Here is a 22010-nt window from a genome sequence, read left to right on the forward strand (position 1 = left end):
ACTATTCCTGCTCTGGGTCACGCAAGTAATACCCTACTCCACGTCTAGTTACAATTAAAGTAGGATGGCTTGGATTATCTTCAATTTTTTCACGCAAACGACGTACTGTAACGTCTACTGTGCGCACATCTCCAAAATAGTCATAACCCCAAACTGTTTGTAATAAATGTTCGCGTGTCATAACTTGTCCTAAATGTTTCGCTAAATAATGTAGCAACTCAAATTCACGATGTGTAAGCTCGATATTTTCCTCGCGCTTCGTTACACTATATGCATTTGGATTAATCACAATTGGTCCAATAACCATTTCTGTATTTTCTTCTTTTTCCGCAGCACCACCTTGTTGATGGCGGCGTAAATTCGCCTTCACACGAGCAAGTAATTCCCTTGTACTAAATGGCTTCGTTACATAATCATCTGCCCCAAGCTCAAGCCCTAATACTTTATCAATCTCAGAGTCCTTTGCTGTAAGCATAATAATCGGCATTTCTGAGCTTTTACGTATTTCACGGCAAACCTCTAAGCCGTCTTTACCTGGTAGCATAATATCTAATAAAACCATATCTGGTTGCTCTTCATTAGCCTTTTCAATTGCTTCATCACCATCATGCGCCATTACTATTTCAAAACCTTCTTTTTCTAAGTTAAACTTCAAAATATCTGCAATCGGCTTTTCATCATCAACTACTAAAATTTTCTTTCCCATCATCGTCTATTTCCTCCTTATAAAAATATGGTCAATAATCCCTAAACATATTGATGTTTACATAGTATGTCCTATATGACCGCATCCTTTGTTTAAGTATTTTCTCCTCTATTCTCATAGACTCATGTATGATCCACTTTTACACGGCATCTTATACGATCTATAGAAAAACCTCTAGCTTCAACTGCTAGAGGCTCCTCGTTCTATTTTAAAATAACTACTCAGTTTTGTAAAATTACATAAATAAAAAGGATATTAAGTGGGCCCACTTAATATCCTGAGAGTGGCTCGGGACGGAATCGAACCGCCGACACGAGGATTTTCAGTCCTCTGCTCTACCGACTGAGCTACCGAGCCAAAACTATATATAAAACCACTAATGGTGGTATAAACAAAAGTGGCGGTCCCGACCGGGGTCGAACCGGCGATCTCCTGCGTGACAGGCAGGCATGTTAACCACTACACCACGGGACCAAAAATAAGCAAAAAAAACATGACCCGTACGGGATTCGAACCCGTGTTACCGCCGTGAAAGGGCGGTGTCTTAACCACTTGACCAACGGGCCACGAAAAATAAAATGGTGAGCCATGAAGGACTCGAACCTTCGACCCTCTGATTAAAAGTCAGATGCTCTACCAACTGAGCTAATGGCTCATACTCACCAACGTCATATTTTCGTGACGACAAGATGTATCATAACATGTATTCTGTATTTATTGCAATACTTTTTTCGTTTTTTTATAAAAGAATAAGAAAAAACTCATGCAGACATGAGTTTTTTCTAAACACTATTAATTAAGCTTCGTATACGTTACGAACAATATTTGTTTGGTTACGATCTGGTCCAACTGAGAACATAGATATTTGAATTCCTGTTAACTCAGAAACACGTTCTACGTATTTTCGTGCATTTTCAGGAAGTTCATCTAATGATTTTACACCAGTAATATCTTCTTCCCAACCTGGAAGCTCTTCATATACAGGCTCACATTTTGCTAAAATGTTTAAGTTAGCTGGAACTTCATCAATAACTTCACCATTGTATTTGTAAGCAACACAAATTTTAAGAGTTGGAATACCTGTTAAAACGTCGATAGAATTTAATGATAGATCCGTTAAACCACTAACACGACGTGCATGTCTTACAACAACGCTATCGAACCAACCTACGCGGCGTGGACGACCAGTTGTCGTTCCATACTCGCGACCAACTTCACGAATTTGATGACCAATTTCATCATGAAGCTCAGTAGGGAATGGACCATCACCAACGCGGCTTGTATATGCTTTACATACACCTACAACGCGAGTAACTTTCGCAGGACCAACTCCAGTTCCAACTGTTACACCACCAGCAATTGGGTTAGAAGATGTAACGAACGGGTACGTACCGTGGTCAATATCAAGCATAACACCTTGCGCACCTTCAAATAATACACGGTGATTATTATCTAATGCATCATTTAATACAACAGATGTATCACATACATATTGCGCGATTTGTTGCCCGTACTCGAAGTACTCTTCGAAAATTTCTTCTACAGTGAAACCTTCTGTATCGTACATTTTTTCAAATAAACGATTTTTTTCTACTAAATTGCGCTCAAGCTTCTCTTTAAATGCTTCACGGTCTAAAAGATCAGCCATACGAATACCAATACGAGCAGCTTTATCCATATATGCAGGACCGATACCTTTTTTCGTTGTACCGATTTTGTTATCACCTTTACTTGCTTCTTCTAACTCATCTTGCTTTAAGTGGTAAGGTAAAATAACATGTGCACGGTTACTTACACGTAAATTATCAGTACTTACACCACGATCGTGTAAGTATTTTAACTCTTCAAGTAATGCTTTTGGATCTACTACTAATCCGTTTCCGATTACACAAATTTTCTCTTTATAGAAAATACCAGATGGAATTAAGTGTAATTTATATTTAACTCCGCCGAAAACAATTGTATGTCCCGCGTTATTTCCACCTTGATATCTTGCAACTACTTCCGCATGCTCAGAAAGAAAATCAGTGATTTTACCTTTTCCTTCATCGCCCCATTGTGTTCCTACAACTACTACTGAAGACATTATTAAAGCACCTCCGCAATTTTCAAACGATCTATTCAAACAATATAATTGTACCAAAACCGAAAGAGAAGTCAACCGAAAAGCGAACATTTTTTCACAAAAAAACATTTTCGTTCGTAAGAATTATATATTTAACTTATGAAAGCCTTATCTTTCTTATAAAAAAAAAGAAACACATCTTATTATAAGAAATGTGTTTCTTTTTTATACTGCCTTTATGCCGGTGGAGCATGTCCATCCTCAAAACGACGTTCTAAGTTAACGAACTTATTGAACTCTTTGACGAATGCAAGTTCCACTGAACCTACTGGACCGTTACGTTGTTTTGCAATAATAATTTCAATTGTATTTTTGTTTTCCGTTTCTCGATCATAGTAGTCTTCACGATATAGGAAAGCTACAATATCAGCATCCTGCTCAATACTTCCAGATTCACGAATATCAGACATCATCGGGCGTTTATCTTGACGAGATTCTACACCACGAGATAACTGTGATAAAGCAATAACAGGCACTTGCAATTCACGTGCAATCCCTTTTAAGGTACGAGAAATCTCAGATACTTCCTGCTGACGGTTTTCTCCTGATTTCCCACTTCCTTGAATAAGCTGCAAATAGTCAATCAAAATCATACCAAGACCTTGTTCTTGCTTTAATCTACGACATTTTGCTCGAATCTCATTTACTTTAATACCTGGCGTATCATCAATATATATACCAGCATTTGAGAGACTCCCCATTGCCATTGTTAATTTTGCCCAATCATCGGAAGTTAATGAACCAGTACGAAGTCTTTGTGCATCAATATTCCCTTCTGCACAAAGCATACGCATAACAAGCTGATCAGCACCCATCTCCAAACTAAAAATCGCTACATTTTCATCCGTTTTCGTCGCTACGTTTTGTGCAATATTTAATGAAAATGCCGTTTTCCCTACTGATGGACGTGCTGCCACGATAATTAAATCATTTCGTTGGAAACCTGCTGTCATCTTATCTAATTCAGTAAACCCAGTTGGTATCCCAGTAACTTCACCCTTTTGATTATGCAAAAGTTCAATTTTGTCATAAGCATCTACAAGAACATCTTTAATGTTTTGGAATGCTTTTGCATTCGTTTGATGGGATACTTCTAATATTTTTTTCTCAGCCTCATTTAAAAGACCATCCACATCATCTTCTCTCTCGTATCCATCCGATACAATATGAGTCGCCGTGCGAATTAAACGACGTAAAAGCGCCTTTTCAGCGATGATGCGTGCGTAATATTCTACGTTAGCTGCAGTTGGCACAACTTCTGCTAACTCTGCTAAGTAAGAAACCCCACCAACTTCTTCTAGTAATCCTTGATCAGCCATTGCTGATGTCATCATTACTAAGTCGATCGGCTCTCCCTTATCAGATAGCCCAAGCATGACTTCAAAAATCTTTTGATGTTTCGTTCGATAGAACGAATCAGGTACCAATAACTCTGATGCTGATGTTAACGCATCTTGATCAATCAATATGGCCCCTAAAACCGCCTGCTCAGCCTCTATATTATGCGGAGGGGTACGATCAGCAAGTACATCACTCATACGCAATCCTCCTTGCTTAATTTATTTTTATTGTTCACTAACATGAACTTTTACTGTTGCTGTTACTTGTGGATGCAATTTCACAGTAACGTTTGTATAACCTAACGCGCGGATTGCATCGTCCATTTCAAATTTACGTTTATCAAGCTTAATCTTGTGTGATTTTTGCATTGCATCTACGATTTGTTTGCTTGTGATAGAACCAAATAAACGGCCACCTTCTCCAGATTTCGCCTTTAATTCTACAGTTAATTTCTCTAAAGTCTCTTTTAACTCTTTTGCATTTTCAAGCTCTGCTGCTGCATCTTTTTCTTCTTTACGCTTTTGAGCTTCTAAAGTTTTCATACTGCTATTTGTTGCTTCAGCAGCTAATCCTTGTTTTAATAAGAAGTTATTTGCATAGCCATCTGGTACGTTTTTTACTTCTCCTTTTTTACCTTTACCTTTTACGTCTTTTAGAAAAATTACTTTCATGATTGTGTGCCTCCCTGTAAATAGTCATCAATAACAAATCGAAGCTTCTCCTCAGCTTCATCTACTGTAACATTTTTCATCTGTGTGGCTGCATTCGTCAAATGCCCGCCCCCGCCTAAGTTTTCCATAATTAGCTGCACATTCACTTCACCTAAAGACCTGCTGCTAATTCCAATGAGATTCTCGCCACGTTTCGCAACAACAAATGATGCAATAATCCCTGTCATCGTTAATAACGTGTCTGCCGATTGCGCAATAAGCACTTGATCGTAGTAATCATCACTATCAACTTTAGCAATCGCAATTCCATTTTTATAAATGTACGCATTTTTTATAGCTTTTGCAACCCGTAAATACTGATCCATATCTTCCTTTAAAAGTTCTTGTACAAGTACAGTATCTGCACCATGTGAGCGTAAATAAGAAGCAGCATCAAATGTACGAGCCCCTGTCCGGAATGTGAAACTTTTCGTGTCGACAATAATACCCGCTAACAATGCCGTCGCTTCTAACATTGTCATCTTTAAATTTTTAGGTTGATACTCAAGTAATTCTGTAACCAATTCTGCTGTTGAAGAAGCATATGGTTCCATATAAACTAGCAATGGATCTTCAATAAAATCTTCTCCACGGCGATGATGATCAATAACTACTACATTTTCAATTTTATGTAACAGTTTTTGCTCCATCACCATAGAAGGTTTATGCGTATCGACAACAACAAGTAACGACTCATCATTTGCAAATTCCATCGCTTGCTCTGGAGTAATAAAACGAGACCATAACTCCTCATTTTGTTTCACTTTGTCCATCAAACGCTTAATTCCTTTATCGGAATCATTTTCATCTAACACAATATATCCTTTACGCTCATTTAATTGAGCCACTTTTAAAATACCAATCGCAGCACCAATTGCGTCCATATCGGGAGCCCTATGCCCCATAATAATGACATTACTACTTTCTAATACTAAATCCTTTAACGCATGCGAAATGACCCTAGCGCGTACACGGGTACGTTTTTCAACCGGATTTGTCTTACCTCCATAGAACTTAACTTTACCTGTCGCTTGTTTAATAGCTACTTGGTCTCCCCCACGCCCAAGCGCAAGATCTAAACCAGATTGAGCCATTGCTCCAAGCTCTGATAAAGGTAAATCACCTGATCCGACACCCACACTTAATGTAAGTGGTATATTCCTTTTAGATGTTTCTTCACGCACCTGATCTAAAATGCTAAATTTCCCTTTTTCCATCTGCGTCAAAATACTTTCATTTAGCACAACGAAGAATCTTTCTGAAGATGCACGTTTTAAATACGCCCCATACTTAAGTGCCCATTCATTTAGTCGCGATGTCACAAGACTTGTTATATTCGTACGTAATTGATCATCTAATCCTTGTGTAACTTCATCATAATTATCCAAATAGATGACAGCTAAAACAGTCCTTTGATCCTCGTACATCTTTTCGATTTCTGTTTGTTCCGTTACATCAAAGAAATAAATTAACTTTTCTTCTTTCCTTACAAAAACGCGAAACTTTCGATTATTTAAAGAGACTATATCATCAGAAGTTTCTCCTTTAATGAAAAGAAGTAATGTTTCTGATACATCGTAAAGGTGCCATCCAGCTAATGCATGCTGTCCCAGACATGAAGATAAATAAGGATTTGCCCAATCAATCCCATAATCCTTATTGTATAACAAAATACCAATCGGCATTTGGTTAAATGCTTCATTACTTACTTTCTTTACTCTTGTAATCATATCTGTCGTATGCTTTTCGAAATTCCTTTGAAAATTAAGTTCAAATCGTATAACGATAAAGAATACGATACAAAAAATGACAAAAGCAGCTATCCCCATAATTAAATGAAAATAACAGAGAATTGAAATGAGCACAAACACAAAAAATGCCAATACATAAACAGGATATAAAAACCACTGTTTCTTATCAAATTCAGGCATGTATACAACTCCTATAAAGTAAAACTAACTCACCTTCCAGTTAGTTAAACAGATTAAAATAGTATAAGGAATATTATTTTATCCCCCTATTTTAGAACGCAATGAAATCCCTAAGTCAATTATACCTAAGATTGTCACAAGAGGAAACAGCATCGGAATAAACATGCATGCAATAAAACTAATAATAGGAACCCCTTTAGTAAAACCTTTTCTATACGCTAAAAAGGCGATAAATGTCAGACCTTGCAGTACAAGCAATAGTGCAAATATGACATTTAGGTTAGAAAATACCATATGTAAATATGATGTTGGTTCTACTTTTATAAAAGTTGCTAACAAAATAAATATAACGTAATACCAAATGATACTCTTTGGTAATTGTATATCTTTAAATTTAGGCCAAGATATAACGTCATGTTTTAACTTTTTCAAAACACTACCTGATATTATCACTGTAATCCAAGAAAAACATACTGAAACTAGCACAAGTATACTCGGAAGTAACGATTGTAATATATCATTCATTTGTGCAAGTAACTCTTTTTGTTCCTTACTAATCGGCATACCTGTAGCACTTACTATCTTTTCGCTTTTCGCCATACTTTCACTAAATATACTTTGCATTTGCTTCATTATATCTATGTTGAAAAACTTTATACTCGCAACATAAATAAGTACAAAACCAATTAAGTATGCAAGCGTCCCAGCTATTAAGATTTCCACTGGCTTTTTTCTTGTTTTATACATATATCCTAAAACAATCCCTATCAATCCAAACATAATTGTCTTCACTAAATTCATCGGTTGACTCACAATAACAGTAACAAAAAGTGCCGCTACAAAAACCACGAGCACATTAGATAGTTTATGTCTTATCATTAATAGTATAAATGGTAACGGCAACGCAAAAGTTACAACTGTACCCAAAATCGGAACATACATAGATATAAGCAATAACATTGCATATATAGCCAACAACGCGGCACCTTCAGTAATAAATCTTGCTTGTTTCACATTTTAACCTCTCTTTCAAAAAAGAAAAGCATAGCAAAATGCACAGTAGAGTCCGACTCTACTGTGCATTTCATACGCTATTATTCACCAACATATGGTAAAAGTGCCATTTGACGAGCACGTTTAATTGCAACTGTAAGTTTGCGTTGGTATTTCGCGCTTGTTCCTGTTACACGACGAGGTAAAATTTTACCACGCTCAGAAACGAAACGTTTTAATAAATCAACATCTTTATAGTCAATGCGAGTGATGCCGTTAGCTGTGAAGAAACACACCTTACGACGTTTCGCACGTCCACCTTTGCGTCCTGCCATGTCTATTTCCCTCCATTCTTTGTTAAAACTAACAAATTTACTGTATTAGAACGGTAAATCGTCGTCGGAAATGTCGATCGGTTGACCTACATTTGAAAATGGATCGTCATTCTTCGTAAATCCAGAGTTACCTTGGTTACCTGAATTACTAGATTGACCAAATGGGTTAGAGCCTTGGTTACCGAAACCAGCTCCTGATGGTTGCTGATTAAATGAACCACGTTGCTCCCCACCGCCATTACGCGGCTCTAAAAATTGCACGCTTTCCGCAAGAACTTCTGTTACGTATACACGTTTACCATCTTGTCCCTCGTAATTACGAGTTTGAAGACGTCCATCTACGCCTGCTAAGCTACCTTTTTTCAAATAATTTGCTACGTTTTCTGCTTGTTTACGCCATATTACACAATTAATAAAGTCAGCTTCACGCTCACCTTGTTGATTGGCAAATGCGCGATTCACAGCTAACGTAAAAGTAGCTACTGCAACACCATTGGGCGTGTAACGTAAGTCAGGGTCCTTAGTTAAACGACCAACGAGGATAACACGATTCATCAATCGAACCACTCTCCCTTATATATCAATTATTTTTCTTCTTCTTTAACAACGATATGACGAAGGATGTCTTCGTTGATCTTAGCTAAACGGTCGAATTCGTTAATCGCTTCTGCGTTAGATTTCACGTTTAAGATCATGTAGAAACCTTCACGTAAGTCGTTGATTTCGTAAGCTAAACGACGCTTACCCCACTCTTTCGTGTTAATGATTTCTGCACCATTGTTTGTTAAAACACCTGCAAAACGTTCAACTAAAGCTTTTTGAGCTTCTTCTTCAACGCCAGGACGAATGATGTACATAATTTCGTACTTTCTCATTACACTTTCACCTCCTTTTGGTCTAAACGGCCCGTAATGGGCAAGGAGCAATTAATTTATAGTAATTACTCACGAGTTTAGATTATATCATAGTAAGTTATATGAATCAACTCACCAATACATAAAAAACTTGGCAAACATATAATATATTTGCCAAGCTCATATCTTTATTTTTCCTAGGAAATATTAAATTAAACGTTAAAACGGAAGTGCATAACATCTCCGTCTTTTACGATATATTCTTTTCCTTCTAAACGTACTTTTCCAGCTTCTTTTGCAGCTGTCATAGAACCGTTTGTCATTAAGTCATCGTAAGAAACTGTTTCTGCACGAATAAATCCACGCTCAAAGTCTGTATGAATAACACCAGCACATTGCGGTGCCTTCATTCCTTGTTTAAATGTCCAAGCACGTACTTCTTGAACGCCAGCTGTAAAGTAAGTAGCAAGTCCTAATAGGTCATATGCTGCACGAATTAATTGATCTAAACCAGACTCTTCAATTCCTAATTCTTCAAGGAATACTTTTTTCTCTTCTTCGTCTAATTCAGCGATTTCTGATTCGATTTTTGCACATACAACGATTACTTGAGAATTTTCATTTGCTGCAAATTCTTTTACCATTTGTACGTATTTATTTTCCGAAGGATCGATAACATCGTCTTCACTTACATTCGCTACGTATAACATTTCTTTTGTTGTAAGTAAATGAAGGCCTTTAACAACCTTCATCTGCTCTTCTGTAAATTCAACAGTACGAGCTGGTTTTCCCTCTTCAAAAGCTTCTTTTAAACGAACTAAAATTTCATGCTCATATACCGCTTCTTTATCTTTTTGTCTTGCTAATTTCGCAACACGCTCGATACGCTTATCAACAGACTCTAAGTCCGCTAAAATTAGCTCTAAATTGATTGTTTCAATATCATCAATTGGATCTACTTTCCCTGAAACGTGCGTAATATTTTCGTCTTCAAAACAACGAACAACTTGGCAAATTGCATCTACTTGACGAATGTGAGATAAGAATTTATTTCCTAAACCTTCACCTTTACTAGCACCTTTTACAATACCTGCAATATCAGTAAACTCGAATACAGTCGGAACAGTCTTTTTCGGTTCTACTAATTCCGTTAATTTATTTAAACGCTCATCTGGTACTTCTACAATCCCTACGTTTGGATCAATTGTACAGAATGGATAGTTCGCAGATTCTGCTCCTGCTTGTGTAATTGCATTAAATAAAGTGGACTTCCCTACGTTAGGTAATCCAACAATCCCAGCCGTTAATCCCATATTTTTCACTCCTATGTCTCAATCTTTCATCATTATAGATAGTAACGAAAAAAATGACAAGTTTCCGCCAAACGAAAAAAAGTAACAGTTACCTACTGTAACTGTTACTCTCCCTCTATTCTTCGTGCTTCACAAGTATTTTTTTCACCTTACGATCAAACTCTCTTCGAGGAATCATTACTGAATGGTCACACCCCTCGCACTTAATGCGGATATCCATTCCCATACGAATAATTTTCCAACGATTCTCGCCACATGGATGGGCTTTCTTCATTTCCACAACATCATACAAGTTATATTCCTTTTGCTCCACTCTCCAAACTCCTCTCCATACTAAATTGCTTTTCCACTAACTAATTCTTCACGATTATATAAAACCATACGTGGATATGGAATTTCAATTCCATGTAAATCAAGACGATTTTTAATCTCTTTACGAAGTGCCCTTGCAATAACTGCATGTTGCATCGGTTCTACTTCAGCAATAACACGTAATATAACTTCTGATGCAGCTAATGTTTGCACACCTAATAATTGAGGTGTTGTTACCATTTTTTCGTACTTTGAAGGTAATTCTACTAATAAATCTTCAATAACTTGCTCTGCTTTCGCAATATCAGCCTCATATGAAATAGATACATCAACAAACGCTACACTATTACTAACTGAGTAGTTAGTAACTTGAACAATACTTCCATTTGGTAAAGTATGAATTTCACCTGTCCAACTCTTTACTTTCGTTGTACGAAGTCCAATTTCTAAAACGACTCCTTCAAATTGACCGATTTTAACATAATCGCCAACCGAAAACTGATCTTCTAACAAAATAAATAAACCTGTAATAACATCTTTCACTAAACTTTGAGCACCAAATCCGACTGCTAAACCAATTACCCCAGCACCCGCTAATAAACCTGATGCATTAATATCAAACACACCTAAAATCGCAATTAGCATAATGAACATAACAACGTACGCTACAATATTTTCAAGTAATTTCGCTACTGTAACTGTACGACGTTCTGAAATTTGAATTGGAGAACGACTTCCCATGCGAAACGCATTTCGTACAACCGCTCTTGCAATTCGCACAACAACTGCACCAATTGTTAAAATAATACATATTTTTAATGTCGCAACTCCAATATGAGCCCAACGATCAGCATCTAATAAATACTGTTTCATAGAATTAAACCACTTCGCTAATAAATCCATGTACCTCTACCTCTCTAGCTAAAATTTCTTTTTAGTTACCCTTATTATTGTATCAGAAGTCCCCTAATTGCTGAAAAAATTTTATGATTTTAATCCTATTTTATCCCCGACATCCAGGTATAAAATGGAACGAATATATATATACTAGTACTATTATTTCCGTTTTCATTCACATTTTGCAAAAATTACGCACTTATAACTTTCCATTTTCCTCACCATATAACATATATTGAAAATTTATTAAAAGGATGGGTGCTTCATGAATATTGGAAGTTTTCGCTTACCATTTTTTGAGAAAGAAACTCAAAACGTTATGCACCAAGATCTAGAAGCCTCCGAGATAATCAGTAATTTCTTACTTACCCATATTCCTATTAAAACTAATATACCACTCATTCTCGTTTGTATCGGCACAGATCGCTCTACAGGTGACGCACTCGGCCCATTAGTTGGTACAAAACTTGAACAAATAGACATCCAAAACCTCCAAGTATTCGGTACACTAGATGAGCCAGTACATGCGCTAAATTTAGAAGAGAAAATTCAGAATATACAGAAAGAATATCCTACTGCATTTATAATTGCTGTTGATGCATGTTTAGGAAAGTCCCAAAATATCGGATCAATCACTACTGGAAAGGGACCTAGTAAACCTGGAGCTGCTATGAATAAGAAATTACCTGCAGTTGGTGATTTGCACATACACGGTATCGTCAATCTAAATGGGTTTATGGAGTTTTTTGTTCTTCAAAATACAAGATTAAGTTTAGTCATGAAAATGGCTGATGTAATCGCACAAAGTATAAAAGAGACGGATCAAAAATTATCCGCATTAAAAAAAGCAAACCATCTATAAATAATAAGATGGTTTGCTTTTTAATTTTTCTGTGCTAATAGTTCTAAAATACGATTTAAATCTTCTTTATTAAAAAATTCAATTTCGATTTTACCTTTTTCTTTTTTCGTCTCTTTAATTTTCACATCTGTGCCAAACTTTTCTCTTAAGAACGTTTCACGTTCTACGAAAAATATATTTCGCTCTTTTTTCACTTTTTTTGTTTCACGTGAAACGTGTTGATTAATCTCTTGGACGATTTTCTCTAATTGACGAACATTTAATCCTTCTTTTTCAATGCGTTTCAATAAGGACTTCAATTGTTCTTCATCTTTTATCGTAAGTAAAGTTCTCCCATGAGCCATTGAAAGTTGACCATTTGCAATCATATCTTGTACGAAAGAAGGTAGGCTTAATAACCTAGTATAATTTGCAATGTAAGGTCTGCTTTTACCAAGACGTTTCGCTAATTGTTCTTGCGTTACATTTAGCTCATTCATTAACATCTGGTATGCCATTGCCTCTTCCATAGGATTTAAATCTTCTCGTTGTAAGTTTTCTAACAAAGCAAATTCCATCATTTGCTGTTCATTTAATTGTCTTACAACCGCAGGTACTTTTTCTAAACCAGCCTCTTTCGCAGCACGAAATCGTCTTTCACCTGCAACAATTTCATATCCTTTAATGCTCTTCCTAGCAATTAATGGTTGTAGAATACCGTGTTCCTTAATCGAAATTGCTAATTCCTGAATCGCCTCTTTATTAAAGTGTTTACGCGGTTGATATGGATTCGGCCTTAATTCAGTTACAAGAATCTCCTGAATTGTTTCCTCTTCTTTCACATCTAAATCAGGAAAAAACACATTAATTCCTCTTCCTAATCCTTTAGCCACCTGCAATCACTTCCTCTGCTAAATCTATATATACTTCTGCTCCTCTTGATTTAGCGTCATACTGCATAATAGGTTTCCCATGACTTGGAGCCTCGCTCAAGCGTACATTACGCGGAATAATCGAGCGATATACTTTATCCCTAAAATACTTTTTCACTTCATCTATAACTTGGATTCCTAAATTTGTACGGGCATCCAACATTGTTAACAATACACCTTGAATTGCTAAATTTTTATTTAAATGTTTTTGTACAAGTCGAACTGTATTTAATAGCTGACTTAACCCTTCTAGTGCGTAATATTCACACTGTACAGGAATAATAACAGAATCTGCTGCTGTTAATGCATTAATCGTTAATAACCCTAAAGATGGGGGACAGTCGATAATAATATAGTCATATTCATCACGAACTGGCTGTAATGCTCTTTGCAAACGTACTTCCCGGGAAATAGTCGGTACCAATTCAATTTCAGCACCAGCTAATTGAATTGTAGCGGGTAGAACATCTAAGTTTTCAGTTGCGGTTTTCTGTATAACCCCTTGAACATCTGCATCTTCCACAAGAACGTTGTAAATACATTGATCTAATTCAGATTTTTCAATTCCCACACCAGTCGTTGCATTTCCTTGAGCATCAATATCTACAAGAAGGACTTTTTTACCTACTTGCGCCAATCCAGCCCCTAAATTAACAGATGTTGTTGTTTTTCCAACACCGCCTTTTTGATTAGCAATAGCAATGATTTTTCCCATGATGTCACCTACTTTCAACCTTTCTATCTTATTCTAGTAACAATTACGTTTATTGTAACATGAAATAAAACTTTTTCTTTTACGTCCTTTATTAAACTTCAAAATTTATTTCTAAACTCCTTCTTCATTTAACAAGAAAATATAGTAAAAGAGACCTCTCCAATAGGATAAGGTCTCTAGCACGTCATTATTATTTTTTCTTTGGAATTTTAATTGTAATTTGATAGTACTCATCAAATTCTTCTTCCTCAGAATTAACATTCAAACCACTTTCAGTAACCATTTGTAAAGATTGTCTAATTGTATTCATAGCAATCCTCGTATCTCGACTTACTGCTTTTTGCTTTGCCTTACGCTTCGGTTTCGCTTCCTCTAGTAACTTCGCAATTCGTTCTTCTGTTTGCTTTACATTTAGTTGTTTCTCCACAATTTCCTGTAAAACTTTCAGTTGTAATTCCTCATTTTTTAAAGGAATGAGAGCGCGGGCATGACGTTCTGTAATGCTTTTTTCTAATAATGCACTTTTTATTTCTTCAGGCAACTTTAACAATCGCAACTTATTTGCGATTGTAGATTGTCCTTTTCCAAGTCGTTGTGCCAATGCTTCTTGTGTTAAATTATGTAACTCAATCAGCTTTTGATATGCCACAGCTTCCTCGATTGCCGTTAGTTCCTCACGTTGCAAGTTTTCAATTAAAGCTACAGAAGCTGTCTCTGTATCATTTAAGTTCTTTATAATTGCAGGAACCTTTTCCCAACCTAACTTTGTTGCCGCGCGAAAACGTCTTTCTCCAGCAATAATCTCGTACTTATCATCCTCATATTGCCTTACAACAATCGGCTGAATAAGTCCATGTGTACGAATTGTTAATGCTAGCTCATCAATACGCGCATCATCAAAAACTGTTCTTGGTTGATAACGGTTAGGGGTAATATTTACTATCGGAATTTCTTGTATTTCTTCATATACCTTTTTATCTATCTCTTCATGGCTTTCGTCTTGTAATTCGAATTCGCTCTCTTTATCTCCAAAGCCAAATAAACGAGAAAACGTATTTTTCATACATATTCCACCACCTTTTAGGCCTATTGACTATTCTCCATAAAATGTTTCCTATGAAACATTTACGTTTTCATTTATATAATTTAATCTTACGTCTAATAAGATTTATTTTTCAATAGGTAATTTATTGGGTGTTCCCGGTTTGCGTGGATATTTCTTTGGTGTCTTGCGCTTTTTCTCGATTAATAAAATATTACGTTCACTCTCTTCAAACGGTAATTGGAACGTAGACATCTCTTTTAACTCTCCGCCTAGCACCTCTAAAGCATACTTGCCATTTTCAATTTCTTCGTTTGCTGCTGCACCTTTCATTGCAATGAGTGTTCCTCCAACTTTTACAAGCGGTAAACATAGCTCACTTAATACAGAAAGACGCGCAACTGCACGTGCCATTACAATATCGTATGATTCACGTACACCTTCTTTTTTCCCAAACGTTTCAGCACGATCGTGACAAAATGCAACATCACTTAATTCTAACTTTTGTGCTAAGTGATTTAAGAAATTAATACGTTTTTGCAACGAATCTACAATTGTTACTTTTAAATGCGGGAAACAAATTTTTAAAGGAATACTTGGGAATCCAGCCCCTGCACCAACATCGCAAATTGAGAATGGTTTTGAAAAATCATAATAAAAAGCAGCTGTAATGGAATCAAAAAAGTGTTTTAAATATACTTCTTCTTTTTCTGTAATAGCCGTTAAGTTCATTTTTTCATTCCACTCTACTAATGTTTCAAAGTAGATTTTGAACTGCTCTAACTGTCTAGAAGAGAGGGTGATTCCCTTCTCTTCTAGCATAGATTGAAATTGTTCTATGTTCATCTAGCAATATCTCCTTACTATTTATTGGTTCGATACGCGTGCAATTTTTCCTTGTTCTATATACACAAGTAAAATGGAAATATCCGCTGGATTTACGCCAGAAATACGTGAAGCCTGCCCCATTGAAAGTGGACGAACATCTTTCAATTTCTGTCTAGCTTCTGAAGCAATGCTAGAAATCGCATCATAATCAATATCTACAGGGATTTTTTTATTCTCCATTTTCTTCATACGCTCTACTTGCTGTAAAGATTTTTCAATATATCCTTCATACTTAATCTGAATTTCAACTTGTTCTTTAACTTCATCACTTAATTCTACTTCACTTGGTACTAAAAGATGAATATGCTCATATGTCATCTCTGGACGACGTAATAAGTCACTTGCACGTATTCCATCTTTCAATTCACTTCCGCCAATATTGCGAATTAATTCTTGAACTTCAGGACGTGGTTTAATAATAATGCTGCTTAAACGTTCCTTTTCCTGTTCAATTTGTAATTTTTTATTTGTAAATCGCTCATAGCGCTCTTCTTTAATTAATCCAATTTTACGACCAACTTCAGTTAAACGAAGATCAGCATTATCGTGGCGTAATAATAGACGGTATTCTGCACGAGACGTTAATAAACGATATGGTTCATTTGTACCTTTCGTTACAAGATCATCAATTAAGACGCCAATATAAGCATCCTCGCGACCTAAAACAACTTCTTCTTTACCTAAAGAACGGCATGCTGCATTAATTCCAGCCATAAGCCCTTGTCCGGCCGCCTCTTCGTAACCAGAAGTTCCATTAATTTGTCCTGCTGTATATAAATTTTTAATCTTTTTCGTTTCAAGTGTTGGCCATAGTTGTGTTGGCACAATTGCATCATATTCAATTGCATAACCTGTACGCATCATTTCAACATTTTCTAGGCCTGGAATTGTTCTAAGCATGTCACGTTGTACATCTTCTGGTAAGCTTGTGGATAAACCTTGTACATATACTTCTTGTGTATTACGCCCTTCTGGCTCTAAGAAAATTTGATGACGTGGTTTATCATTAAATCTTACTACTTTGTCTTCAATAGAAGGACAGTATCTAGGACCTGTTCCTTTAATCATACCAGAATACATAGCTGAACGATGTAAATTTTCATCTATTAAACGGTGTGTTTCTGTACTTGTATATGTCAACCAACATGGAATTTGATCCATAATAAATTTCGTTGTTTCAAAAGAGAATGCACGTGGCTTATCATCACCTGGTTGAATTTCTGTTTTACTGTAGTCAATTGTATTACTGTTTACACGAGGAGGTGTCCCTGTTTTAAATCTCACAAGATCAAATCCAAGCTCCTCTAAATGCTCAGATAATGTAATAGACGGTTGCTGGTTATTTGGACCACTTGAATATTTTAAGTCGCCCATGATAATCTCGCCGCGTAAAAATGTTCCAGTTGTAATTACAACTGTTTTTGCTGTATATTCTGCACCAGCTTGTGTAACTACCCCTTTACATACACCTTCTTCAACGATTAAACGCTCTACCATTCCTTGGAACAACGTTAAGTTTGGTGTTTCTTCAATTGTTTTCTTTAATTCATGTTGGTAAGAGAATTTATCAGCTTGCGCTCGAAGTGCACGTACGGCTGGTCCCTTACCTGTATTTAGCATACGCATTTGAATATGAGTTTTATCAATATTACGTCCCATTTCTCCGCCTAATGCATCAATTTCACGAACAACAATCCCTTTTGCTGGTCCACCAACAGAAGGGTTACATGGCATGAATGCTACCATATCCAAGTTAATTGTTAACATTAATGTTTTTGAGCCCATTCGTGCTGCCGCAAGACCAGCTTCACATCCTGCATGACCTGCACCGATTACTATGACATCGTATGAACCGGCATTGTATCCCATTGTTTATTCCTCCTAATAATCTCTATCTTTCTACAACTTCACTATATTATTTTCCTAAACAAAATTGAGAGAACAACTGGTCAATTAAGCTTTCATGCACTGTGTCCCCAGTAATTTCACCAAGTATTTCCCACGTTCTTGTTAAATCAATTTGTACCATATCAATTGGTACACCATTTTCAATCGCCTCAACTGCATCACCGATTGTTTTTCCTGCTTGTGTTAATAATCCAATATGTCTCGCATTAGAAACATATGTCATATCTGCAGAATCGATTGTTCCTTCAAAGAATAAATCAGCTATTGCCTTTTCGAGTTCATCTATTCCTTGTTCCTCAATTAAGGATGTTGTAATAACACGATTTCCCGCGGCTAACTCTGTAACACGTTCCATATCAATCGCTTGCGGTAAATCAGTCTTATTCACAATAACAATAAAGTCTTTTCCTTGTACCGCACGGAATAGATCTTCATCCTCATTTGTTAAAGCCTCGCTATAGTTGACAACAACTAATACTAAATCCGCTTGGCTCATCATTTCTTTTGAACGTTCCACACCAATTCGTTCAACAACATCTTCTGTCTCCCGAATACCGGCTGTATCTATAAGTTTAAGAGGTACACCACGCACGTTAACGTACTCTTCAATAACATCACGAGTTGTTCCTGCAATATCAGTTACAATTGCCTTTTTCTCCTGAACAAGACTATTTAATAACGATGATTTCCCAACGTTGGGTCTACCGATAATTGCTGTAGCAATACCCTCACGTAAAATTTTCCCTTGTTTTGATGTTTCTAATATTTTTTCGATTTCCGAACGAACATGCGTCGCTTTCTCAATTAAAATATTATGTGTCATCTCTTCTACATCATCGTATTCTGGATAATCTATATTTACCTCAACATGAGCTAATGTTTCTAATATTTCTTGACGCAAAAGACCAATTAATTTAGATAATCGCCCTTCCATTTGATTAATTGCTACATTCATCGCACGATCTGTTTTTGCTCGAATCAAATCCATAACAGCTTCTGCTTGTGATAAATCGATACGTCCATTTAAAAAAGCACGTTTTGTAAATTCGCCCGGTTCTGCCAATCGTACTCCTTGTGCTAGAATAAGTTGCAATACTTTATTTACTGAAACAAGTCCACCGTGACAGTTAATTTCCACTATATTTTCACGTGTAAAAGTCCTTGGTGCGCGCATAATAGACACCATAACTTCTTCAATAACTTGATTTGTATCTAAATCAACAATATGACCATAATGAATAGTGTGAGAAGGAACCTCTGTTAAATCCTTCCCCTTAAAAATACGATTAACTTTCTCAACCGCATCATCCCCACTTACTCGAACAATGGCAATTGCACCCTCTCCAAGCGCTGTGGAAATCGCAGCAATTGTATCAAATTCCATGTCCTTTCACCTCACTTGCTTATTTATCTCTATTTCAACATGATTATTTCTTTCACTAAATTATTAGGATACCATAACGAACCTATCTACAAAAGAAGAATAACTCATTTTATTATATCCCCATGTAAAAAACACTAAACTTATTCACAGTGGATAAGTTTAGTGTTTTTTAGTTATCCACATCTATTTTCCGCTCAAAAAAACCGGCACTCATTTGAGCAACCGGTCATTTAGGAGATATTACAACATGCCGATGTGGTTCATTTCCTTCAGAAGTTGTATTGATACCTTGATGATTTGATAATGCCTGATGAATAATTTTTCGTTCAAAAGATGGCATCGGTTCTAAAATAACTCTTTTTTTCGTATTAAATACTTGTTTCGCTAATCGATAAGAAAGTGATTCTAACGTACTTTTTCTTTTACTACGATAATTTTCAGCATCTAGTGTAATACCGATATACTGCTTCGTGTTACGATTCGCGACAAGTTTTGTTAAATACTGTAAAGAGTTCAATGTATTACCTCTTTTCCCAATTAAAACACCTACATCATTACCAGAAATTGTAAATTCAATTTCGCGTCCTTTTACAATTTTACTAATCTCAACTTCCACACCCATATCGTGAATAACATTTCTTAAATATTCTTCACATTCTTGAATTGGATCTTTCTTCAATACAACTTCTACTACTGCAGGACGATTCCCAAATAAACCTAAGAATCCTCTTTTACCCTCATCGACAATATTTATATCTACTCGATCTTTTGATGTATTTAATTGCCTTAAAGCATCCTCTACTGCCAGCTCGACTGTTTGTCCTTTAGCAGTAATTACACTCACTTGCTTGAGCCTCCAGCTTTGCTAGCCTTAATTTCTGGCCCTTTGATAAAGTACATTTGAGCAATACCAAAGATATTACCAACAACCCAGTAAAGTGATAATGCGGCTGGGAAGTTAATTGCAAAGATTAAAATCATAATCGGCATAAGCCAAAGCATCATTGCCATTTGCGGATTTTGACCAGCTGTTCCTGCCATTGCAAGCTTTTGCTGAATAAATGTCGTAATTGCTGCAACGACCGGTAAGATATAGAACGGGTCTGCATGTCCTAAATCGAACCATAAGAAACTATGTTGTTTAATTTCAGCTGTTCTCATAATTGCATGATAAAAAGCGAACAGAATTGGCATTTGAATAAAGATTGGTAAACAACCAGCTAATGGATTTACACCATTTTTTTGATATAACTGCATCATTTCTTGCTGCAGTTTTTGCTGTGTCGCTTGATCTTTAGAGCTATATTTCTCTTTTAACTTCACCATTTCCGGTTGTAACGCTTGCATCGCTTTCGTACTCTTCGTTTGTTTAATCATTAGTGGTAATAATGCAAAACGAATGATAAGAGTTGTAATAACAATTGCTAAACCGTAATTACTGTTAAATAAGTCGGCAAAATACGTGATTAACTGAGAAAGCGGATATACGAAATATTCATTCCAAATCCCAGTACTTTTCGATGTAATCGGCTGACCCGTTTCACTACAACCGGTGGCAATCGCCATTAATGCAACGACCATGGCTAGTAAACCTAATTTCTTTTTCAAAGCCTACTCCTCCTTGTATCGGTATGTATATAGTGTAATTCATTTCCTTACGCTACTTTTTTATTCTTTTCATACCAGAGCGTTTAAAGACATGAATTAAGCTTTTCTTTACTTCTTCATATGTCATCTCTGCACAAGGCTTCCTTGCTATTATAACAAAATCTTTCCCAGAATCTATCTCATCTTTTAACTCTGTAATAGCCTGACGGACCATGCGCTTAATTCGATTACGAACTACTGCATTTCCAATTTTCTTGCTAACAGAAAGGCCGATGCGAAAGTTTGGCTGTTCTTCTTTATCTAATTGGTATACAACAAACTGACGATTCGCATTTGATTTTCCTTTTTGAAAAACCGCCTGGAATTCATCATTCTTCTTTATACGATGTTTTTTCTTCATATCAATTGACACTCCTGTATTTCATCAGCGGAAATTCACTATTATTAGAAAAAAAGACCACTGAACGATCAGTGGTCTACGCAGATAATACTTTTCTTCCTTTACGACGACGAGCTGCTAGCACTTTACGTCCGTTCGCTGTGCTCATACGGCTGCGGAAACCATGTACTTTGCTGCGCTTACGTTTATTTGGTTGGTAAGTTCTTTTCATTATATGACACCTCCCTGAGGAATATCTGTTAAAGACAGTCCTATAAATTATAGTTAATCAACTAGGAAAATGTCAATGGTTCTAGAAATTTTCATCAAATATTCATTTTGAACCTATTCACATACTTTTACACAGTACCTATATTTCCTTGTGGATAAATGTTTTTTCACGTTTTTTATATCCACAAACTTTTTTCGCACTTTTACACAGTATATCGTGTTGTGGACAAGTTTATTCCACAAGGTATTGATTTTGTGGATAACTTTCTTAAATTCATTGCTATAGCCACTTTTTTTTGATATTATAGTTGTGTTTTCACTTTGAATAAGTTTTCCACACCTTTATTTTATCCACAGTTTGTGTATAACATGTGGACAGTTTTAATCACATGTGGGTAAATAGTTGTCCACATTTGCTTTTTTTGTCGAAAACCCTATCTCATATACAAACGACGTTTTTAGGTTTTAAAATACGTTTCGTATAAATATACATTTTATATTTATTGGGTTGTACATTTGTTGCGCAACCTTATTCTTTTACCATCTTAGTAAAGGAGGGACACCT

Annotated in this window: 23 protein-coding genes and 4 tRNA genes; 1 reads left to right on the forward strand and 26 read right to left on the reverse strand. The window is 36.2% G+C overall.

The genetic code is table 11. From position 1 onward, the window contains the following. Window position 1 precedes the first annotated feature (1 nt). From walR to DN407_RS27065, 16 genes are all read right to left on the reverse strand, one after another. Complete coding sequence (gene walR, locus DN407_RS26990) at window positions 2-709, reverse strand: cell wall metabolism DNA-binding response regulator WalR (protein ID WP_000971865.1); 708 nt, start codon at window positions 707-709, stop codon at window positions 2-4. Between the two features lie 281 nt (window positions 710-990). Next, window positions 991-1063: transfer RNA gene (locus DN407_RS26995), tRNA-Phe, on the reverse strand. 41 nt (window positions 1064-1104) lie between these two features. Continuing rightward, window positions 1105-1180 (reverse strand) — tRNA-Asp (locus DN407_RS27000). A gap of 20 nt (window positions 1181-1200) precedes the next feature. Continuing rightward, window positions 1201-1272, reverse strand: a tRNA-Glu gene (locus tag DN407_RS27005). A 13-nt stretch (window positions 1273-1285) separates the two neighbouring features. Beyond that, a tRNA-Lys gene (locus DN407_RS27010) sits at window positions 1286-1361 on the reverse strand. A 141-nt stretch (window positions 1362-1502) separates the two neighbouring features. Further along, window positions 1503-2792, reverse strand: a complete 1290-nt coding sequence (locus DN407_RS27015) for an adenylosuccinate synthase (protein WP_000100238.1) — start codon at window positions 2790-2792, stop codon at window positions 1503-1505. Window positions 2793-3007: 215 nt separating this feature from the next. After that, window positions 3008-4369 carry a replicative DNA helicase gene (gene dnaB, locus DN407_RS27020; protein WP_001286148.1) on the reverse strand — a complete coding sequence of 454 codons (1362 nt, stop codon included), beginning with the start codon at window positions 4367-4369 and terminating at the stop codon, window positions 3008-3010. 27 nt (window positions 4370-4396) lie between these two features. Beyond that, entirely contained in the window at window positions 4397-4843 is a 447-nt protein-coding gene (gene rplI, locus DN407_RS27025) for a 50S ribosomal protein L9 (protein ID WP_000864228.1), read from the reverse strand. Next, window positions 4840-6813: a DHH family phosphoesterase gene (locus DN407_RS27030; RefSeq protein WP_001113788.1), complete on the reverse strand. Its 1974-nt coding sequence runs from the start codon at window positions 6811-6813 to the stop codon at window positions 4840-4842. The genes rplI and DN407_RS27030 overlap by 4 nt, the downstream gene beginning before the upstream one ends. Window positions 6814-6891: 78 nt before the next feature. Further along, complete coding sequence (locus tag DN407_RS27035) at window positions 6892-7827, reverse strand: YybS family protein (RefSeq protein WP_000806422.1); 936 nt, start codon at window positions 7825-7827, stop codon at window positions 6892-6894. 80 nt (window positions 7828-7907) lie between these two features. Then, window positions 7908-8141 (reverse strand): 30S ribosomal protein S18, encoded by a 234-nt coding sequence (gene rpsR / locus DN407_RS27040; protein ID WP_000918873.1) that lies wholly within the window; start codon window positions 8139-8141, stop codon window positions 7908-7910. Between the two features lie 45 nt (window positions 8142-8186). Next, on the reverse strand, window positions 8187-8699 hold the full coding sequence (ssb, locus tag DN407_RS27045) for a single-stranded DNA-binding protein (protein WP_000981966.1): 513 nt from the start codon (window positions 8697-8699) through the stop codon (window positions 8187-8189). A gap of 26 nt (window positions 8700-8725) precedes the next feature. Continuing rightward, the gene (gene rpsF / locus DN407_RS27050) at window positions 8726-9016 is read right to left on the reverse strand and encodes a 30S ribosomal protein S6 (RefSeq protein ID WP_001233778.1); all 291 of its coding nucleotides are present in this window, start codon (window positions 9014-9016) and stop codon (window positions 8726-8728) included. A gap of 191 nt (window positions 9017-9207) precedes the next feature. Then, a complete protein-coding gene (gene ychF, locus DN407_RS27055) occupies window positions 9208-10308 on the reverse strand; it encodes a redox-regulated ATPase YchF (protein ID WP_000524672.1) in 1101 nt (366 codons plus the stop codon). A 115-nt stretch (window positions 10309-10423) separates the two neighbouring features. Next, complete coding sequence (locus DN407_RS27060) at window positions 10424-10621, reverse strand: DUF951 domain-containing protein (protein ID WP_000435485.1); 198 nt, start codon at window positions 10619-10621, stop codon at window positions 10424-10426. A gap of 20 nt (window positions 10622-10641) precedes the next feature. Further along, window positions 10642-11523 carry a mechanosensitive ion channel family protein gene (locus DN407_RS27065; RefSeq protein WP_000364815.1) on the reverse strand — a complete coding sequence of 294 codons (882 nt, stop codon included), beginning with the start codon at window positions 11521-11523 and terminating at the stop codon, window positions 10642-10644. Window positions 11524-11782: 259 nt separating this feature from the next. Here DN407_RS27065 and yyaC point away from each other — a divergent pair, with 259 nt between their 5' ends. Continuing rightward, the gene (gene yyaC / locus DN407_RS27070) at window positions 11783-12379 is read left to right on the forward strand and encodes a spore protease YyaC (RefSeq protein WP_001020715.1); all 597 of its coding nucleotides are present in this window, start codon (window positions 11783-11785) and stop codon (window positions 12377-12379) included. Window positions 12380-12399: 20 nt separating this feature from the next. On the opposite strand, the gene spo0J is transcribed toward yyaC, so the two are convergent. From spo0J to rpmH, 10 genes are all read right to left on the reverse strand, one after another. Continuing rightward, window positions 12400-13251 (reverse strand): stage 0 sporulation protein Spo0J, encoded by an 852-nt coding sequence (gene spo0J, locus DN407_RS27075; protein WP_001051829.1) that lies wholly within the window; start codon window positions 13249-13251, stop codon window positions 12400-12402. Then, window positions 13244-14005, reverse strand: coding sequence for a sporulation initiation inhibitor protein Soj (soj, locus tag DN407_RS27080; protein WP_000516114.1), 762 nt, complete (start codon window positions 14003-14005; stop codon window positions 13244-13246). Before soj ends, spo0J begins: the two co-directional genes overlap by 8 nt. Before the next feature lie 190 nt (window positions 14006-14195). Beyond that, on the reverse strand, window positions 14196-15068 hold the full coding sequence (gene noc / locus DN407_RS27085) for a nucleoid occlusion protein (protein ID WP_000799016.1): 873 nt from the start codon (window positions 15066-15068) through the stop codon (window positions 14196-14198). Between the two features lie 105 nt (window positions 15069-15173). Continuing rightward, window positions 15174-15893: a 16S rRNA (guanine(527)-N(7))-methyltransferase RsmG gene (rsmG, locus tag DN407_RS27090; RefSeq protein ID WP_149216738.1), complete on the reverse strand. Its 720-nt coding sequence runs from the start codon at window positions 15891-15893 to the stop codon at window positions 15174-15176. A gap of 21 nt (window positions 15894-15914) precedes the next feature. Beyond that, entirely contained in the window at window positions 15915-17804 is a 1890-nt protein-coding gene (gene mnmG / locus DN407_RS27095) for a tRNA uridine-5-carboxymethylaminomethyl(34) synthesis enzyme MnmG (RefSeq protein ID WP_000541055.1), read from the reverse strand. 46 nt (window positions 17805-17850) lie between these two features. Beyond that, a complete protein-coding gene (gene mnmE, locus DN407_RS27100) occupies window positions 17851-19227 on the reverse strand; it encodes a tRNA uridine-5-carboxymethylaminomethyl(34) synthesis GTPase MnmE (RefSeq protein WP_000393769.1) in 1377 nt (458 codons plus the stop codon). Between the two features lie 226 nt (window positions 19228-19453). Continuing rightward, entirely contained in the window at window positions 19454-20071 is a 618-nt protein-coding gene (gene jag / locus DN407_RS27105; RefSeq protein ID WP_149216739.1) for an RNA-binding cell elongation regulator Jag/EloR, read from the reverse strand. Continuing rightward, the gene (gene spoIIIJ / locus DN407_RS27110; protein ID WP_000727737.1) at window positions 20068-20835 is read right to left on the reverse strand and encodes a YidC family membrane integrase SpoIIIJ; all 768 of its coding nucleotides are present in this window, start codon (window positions 20833-20835) and stop codon (window positions 20068-20070) included. Before spoIIIJ ends, jag begins: the two co-directional genes overlap by 4 nt. A 52-nt stretch (window positions 20836-20887) precedes the next feature. Further along, the gene (gene rnpA / locus DN407_RS27115; RefSeq protein ID WP_000726621.1) at window positions 20888-21235 is read right to left on the reverse strand and encodes a ribonuclease P protein component; all 348 of its coding nucleotides are present in this window, start codon (window positions 21233-21235) and stop codon (window positions 20888-20890) included. Between the two features lie 76 nt (window positions 21236-21311). After that, the gene (rpmH, locus tag DN407_RS27120; RefSeq protein ID WP_000831901.1) at window positions 21312-21446 is read right to left on the reverse strand and encodes a 50S ribosomal protein L34; all 135 of its coding nucleotides are present in this window, start codon (window positions 21444-21446) and stop codon (window positions 21312-21314) included. Window positions 21447-22010: the final 564 nt, after the last annotated feature.

This window comes from Bacillus sp. JAS24-2, assembly GCF_008274905.1.
Taxonomy (GTDB): Bacteria; Bacillota; Bacilli; order Bacillales; family Bacillaceae_G; genus Bacillus_A; species Bacillus_A cereus.

Excerpts from the sequence above, each read along its gene's own strand:
- walR (WP_000971865.1), bottom strand. The coding sequence starts at position 709 with ATGATGGGAAAGAAAATTTTAGTAGTTGATGATGAAAAGCCGATTGCA.
- DN407_RS27015 (WP_000100238.1), bottom strand. The coding sequence starts at position 2,792 with ATGTCTTCAGTAGTAGTTGTAGGAACACAATGGGGCGATGAAGGAAAA.
- dnaB (WP_001286148.1), bottom strand. The coding sequence starts at position 4,369 with ATGAGTGATGTACTTGCTGATCGTACCCCTCCGCATAATATAGAGGCT.
- rplI (WP_000864228.1), bottom strand. The coding sequence starts at position 4,843 with ATGAAAGTAATTTTTCTAAAAGACGTAAAAGGTAAAGGTAAAAAAGGA.
- DN407_RS27030 (WP_001113788.1), bottom strand. The coding sequence starts at position 6,813 with ATGCCTGAATTTGATAAGAAACAGTGGTTTTTATATCCTGTTTATGTA.
- rpsR (WP_000918873.1), bottom strand. The coding sequence starts at position 8,141 with ATGGCAGGACGCAAAGGTGGACGTGCGAAACGTCGTAAGGTGTGTTTC.
- rpsF (WP_001233778.1), bottom strand. The coding sequence starts at position 9,016 with ATGAGAAAGTACGAAATTATGTACATCATTCGTCCTGGCGTTGAAGAA.
- ychF (WP_000524672.1), bottom strand. The coding sequence starts at position 10,308 with ATGGGATTAACGGCTGGGATTGTTGGATTACCTAACGTAGGGAAGTCC.
- DN407_RS27065 (WP_000364815.1), bottom strand. The coding sequence starts at position 11,523 with ATGGATTTATTAGCGAAGTGGTTTAATTCTATGAAACAGTATTTATTA.
- yyaC (WP_001020715.1), top strand. The coding sequence starts at position 11,783 with ATGAATATTGGAAGTTTTCGCTTACCATTTTTTGAGAAAGAAACTCAA.
- soj (WP_000516114.1), bottom strand. The coding sequence starts at position 14,005 with ATGGGAAAAATCATTGCTATTGCTAATCAAAAAGGCGGTGTTGGAAAA.
- noc (WP_000799016.1), bottom strand. The coding sequence starts at position 15,068 with ATGAAAAATACGTTTTCTCGTTTATTTGGCTTTGGAGATAAAGAGAGC.
- rsmG (WP_149216738.1), bottom strand. The coding sequence starts at position 15,893 with ATGAACATAGAACAATTTCAATCTATGCTAGAAGAGAAGGGAATCACC.
- mnmG (WP_000541055.1), bottom strand. The coding sequence starts at position 17,804 with ATGGGATACAATGCCGGTTCATACGATGTCATAGTAATCGGTGCAGGT.
- mnmE (WP_000393769.1), bottom strand. The coding sequence starts at position 19,227 with ATGGAATTTGATACAATTGCTGCGATTTCCACAGCGCTTGGAGAGGGT.
- rnpA (WP_000726621.1), bottom strand. The coding sequence starts at position 21,235 with ATGAAGAAAAAACATCGTATAAAGAAGAATGATGAATTCCAGGCGGTT.
- rpmH (WP_000831901.1), bottom strand. The coding sequence starts at position 21,446 with ATGAAAAGAACTTACCAACCAAATAAACGTAAGCGCAGCAAAGTACAT.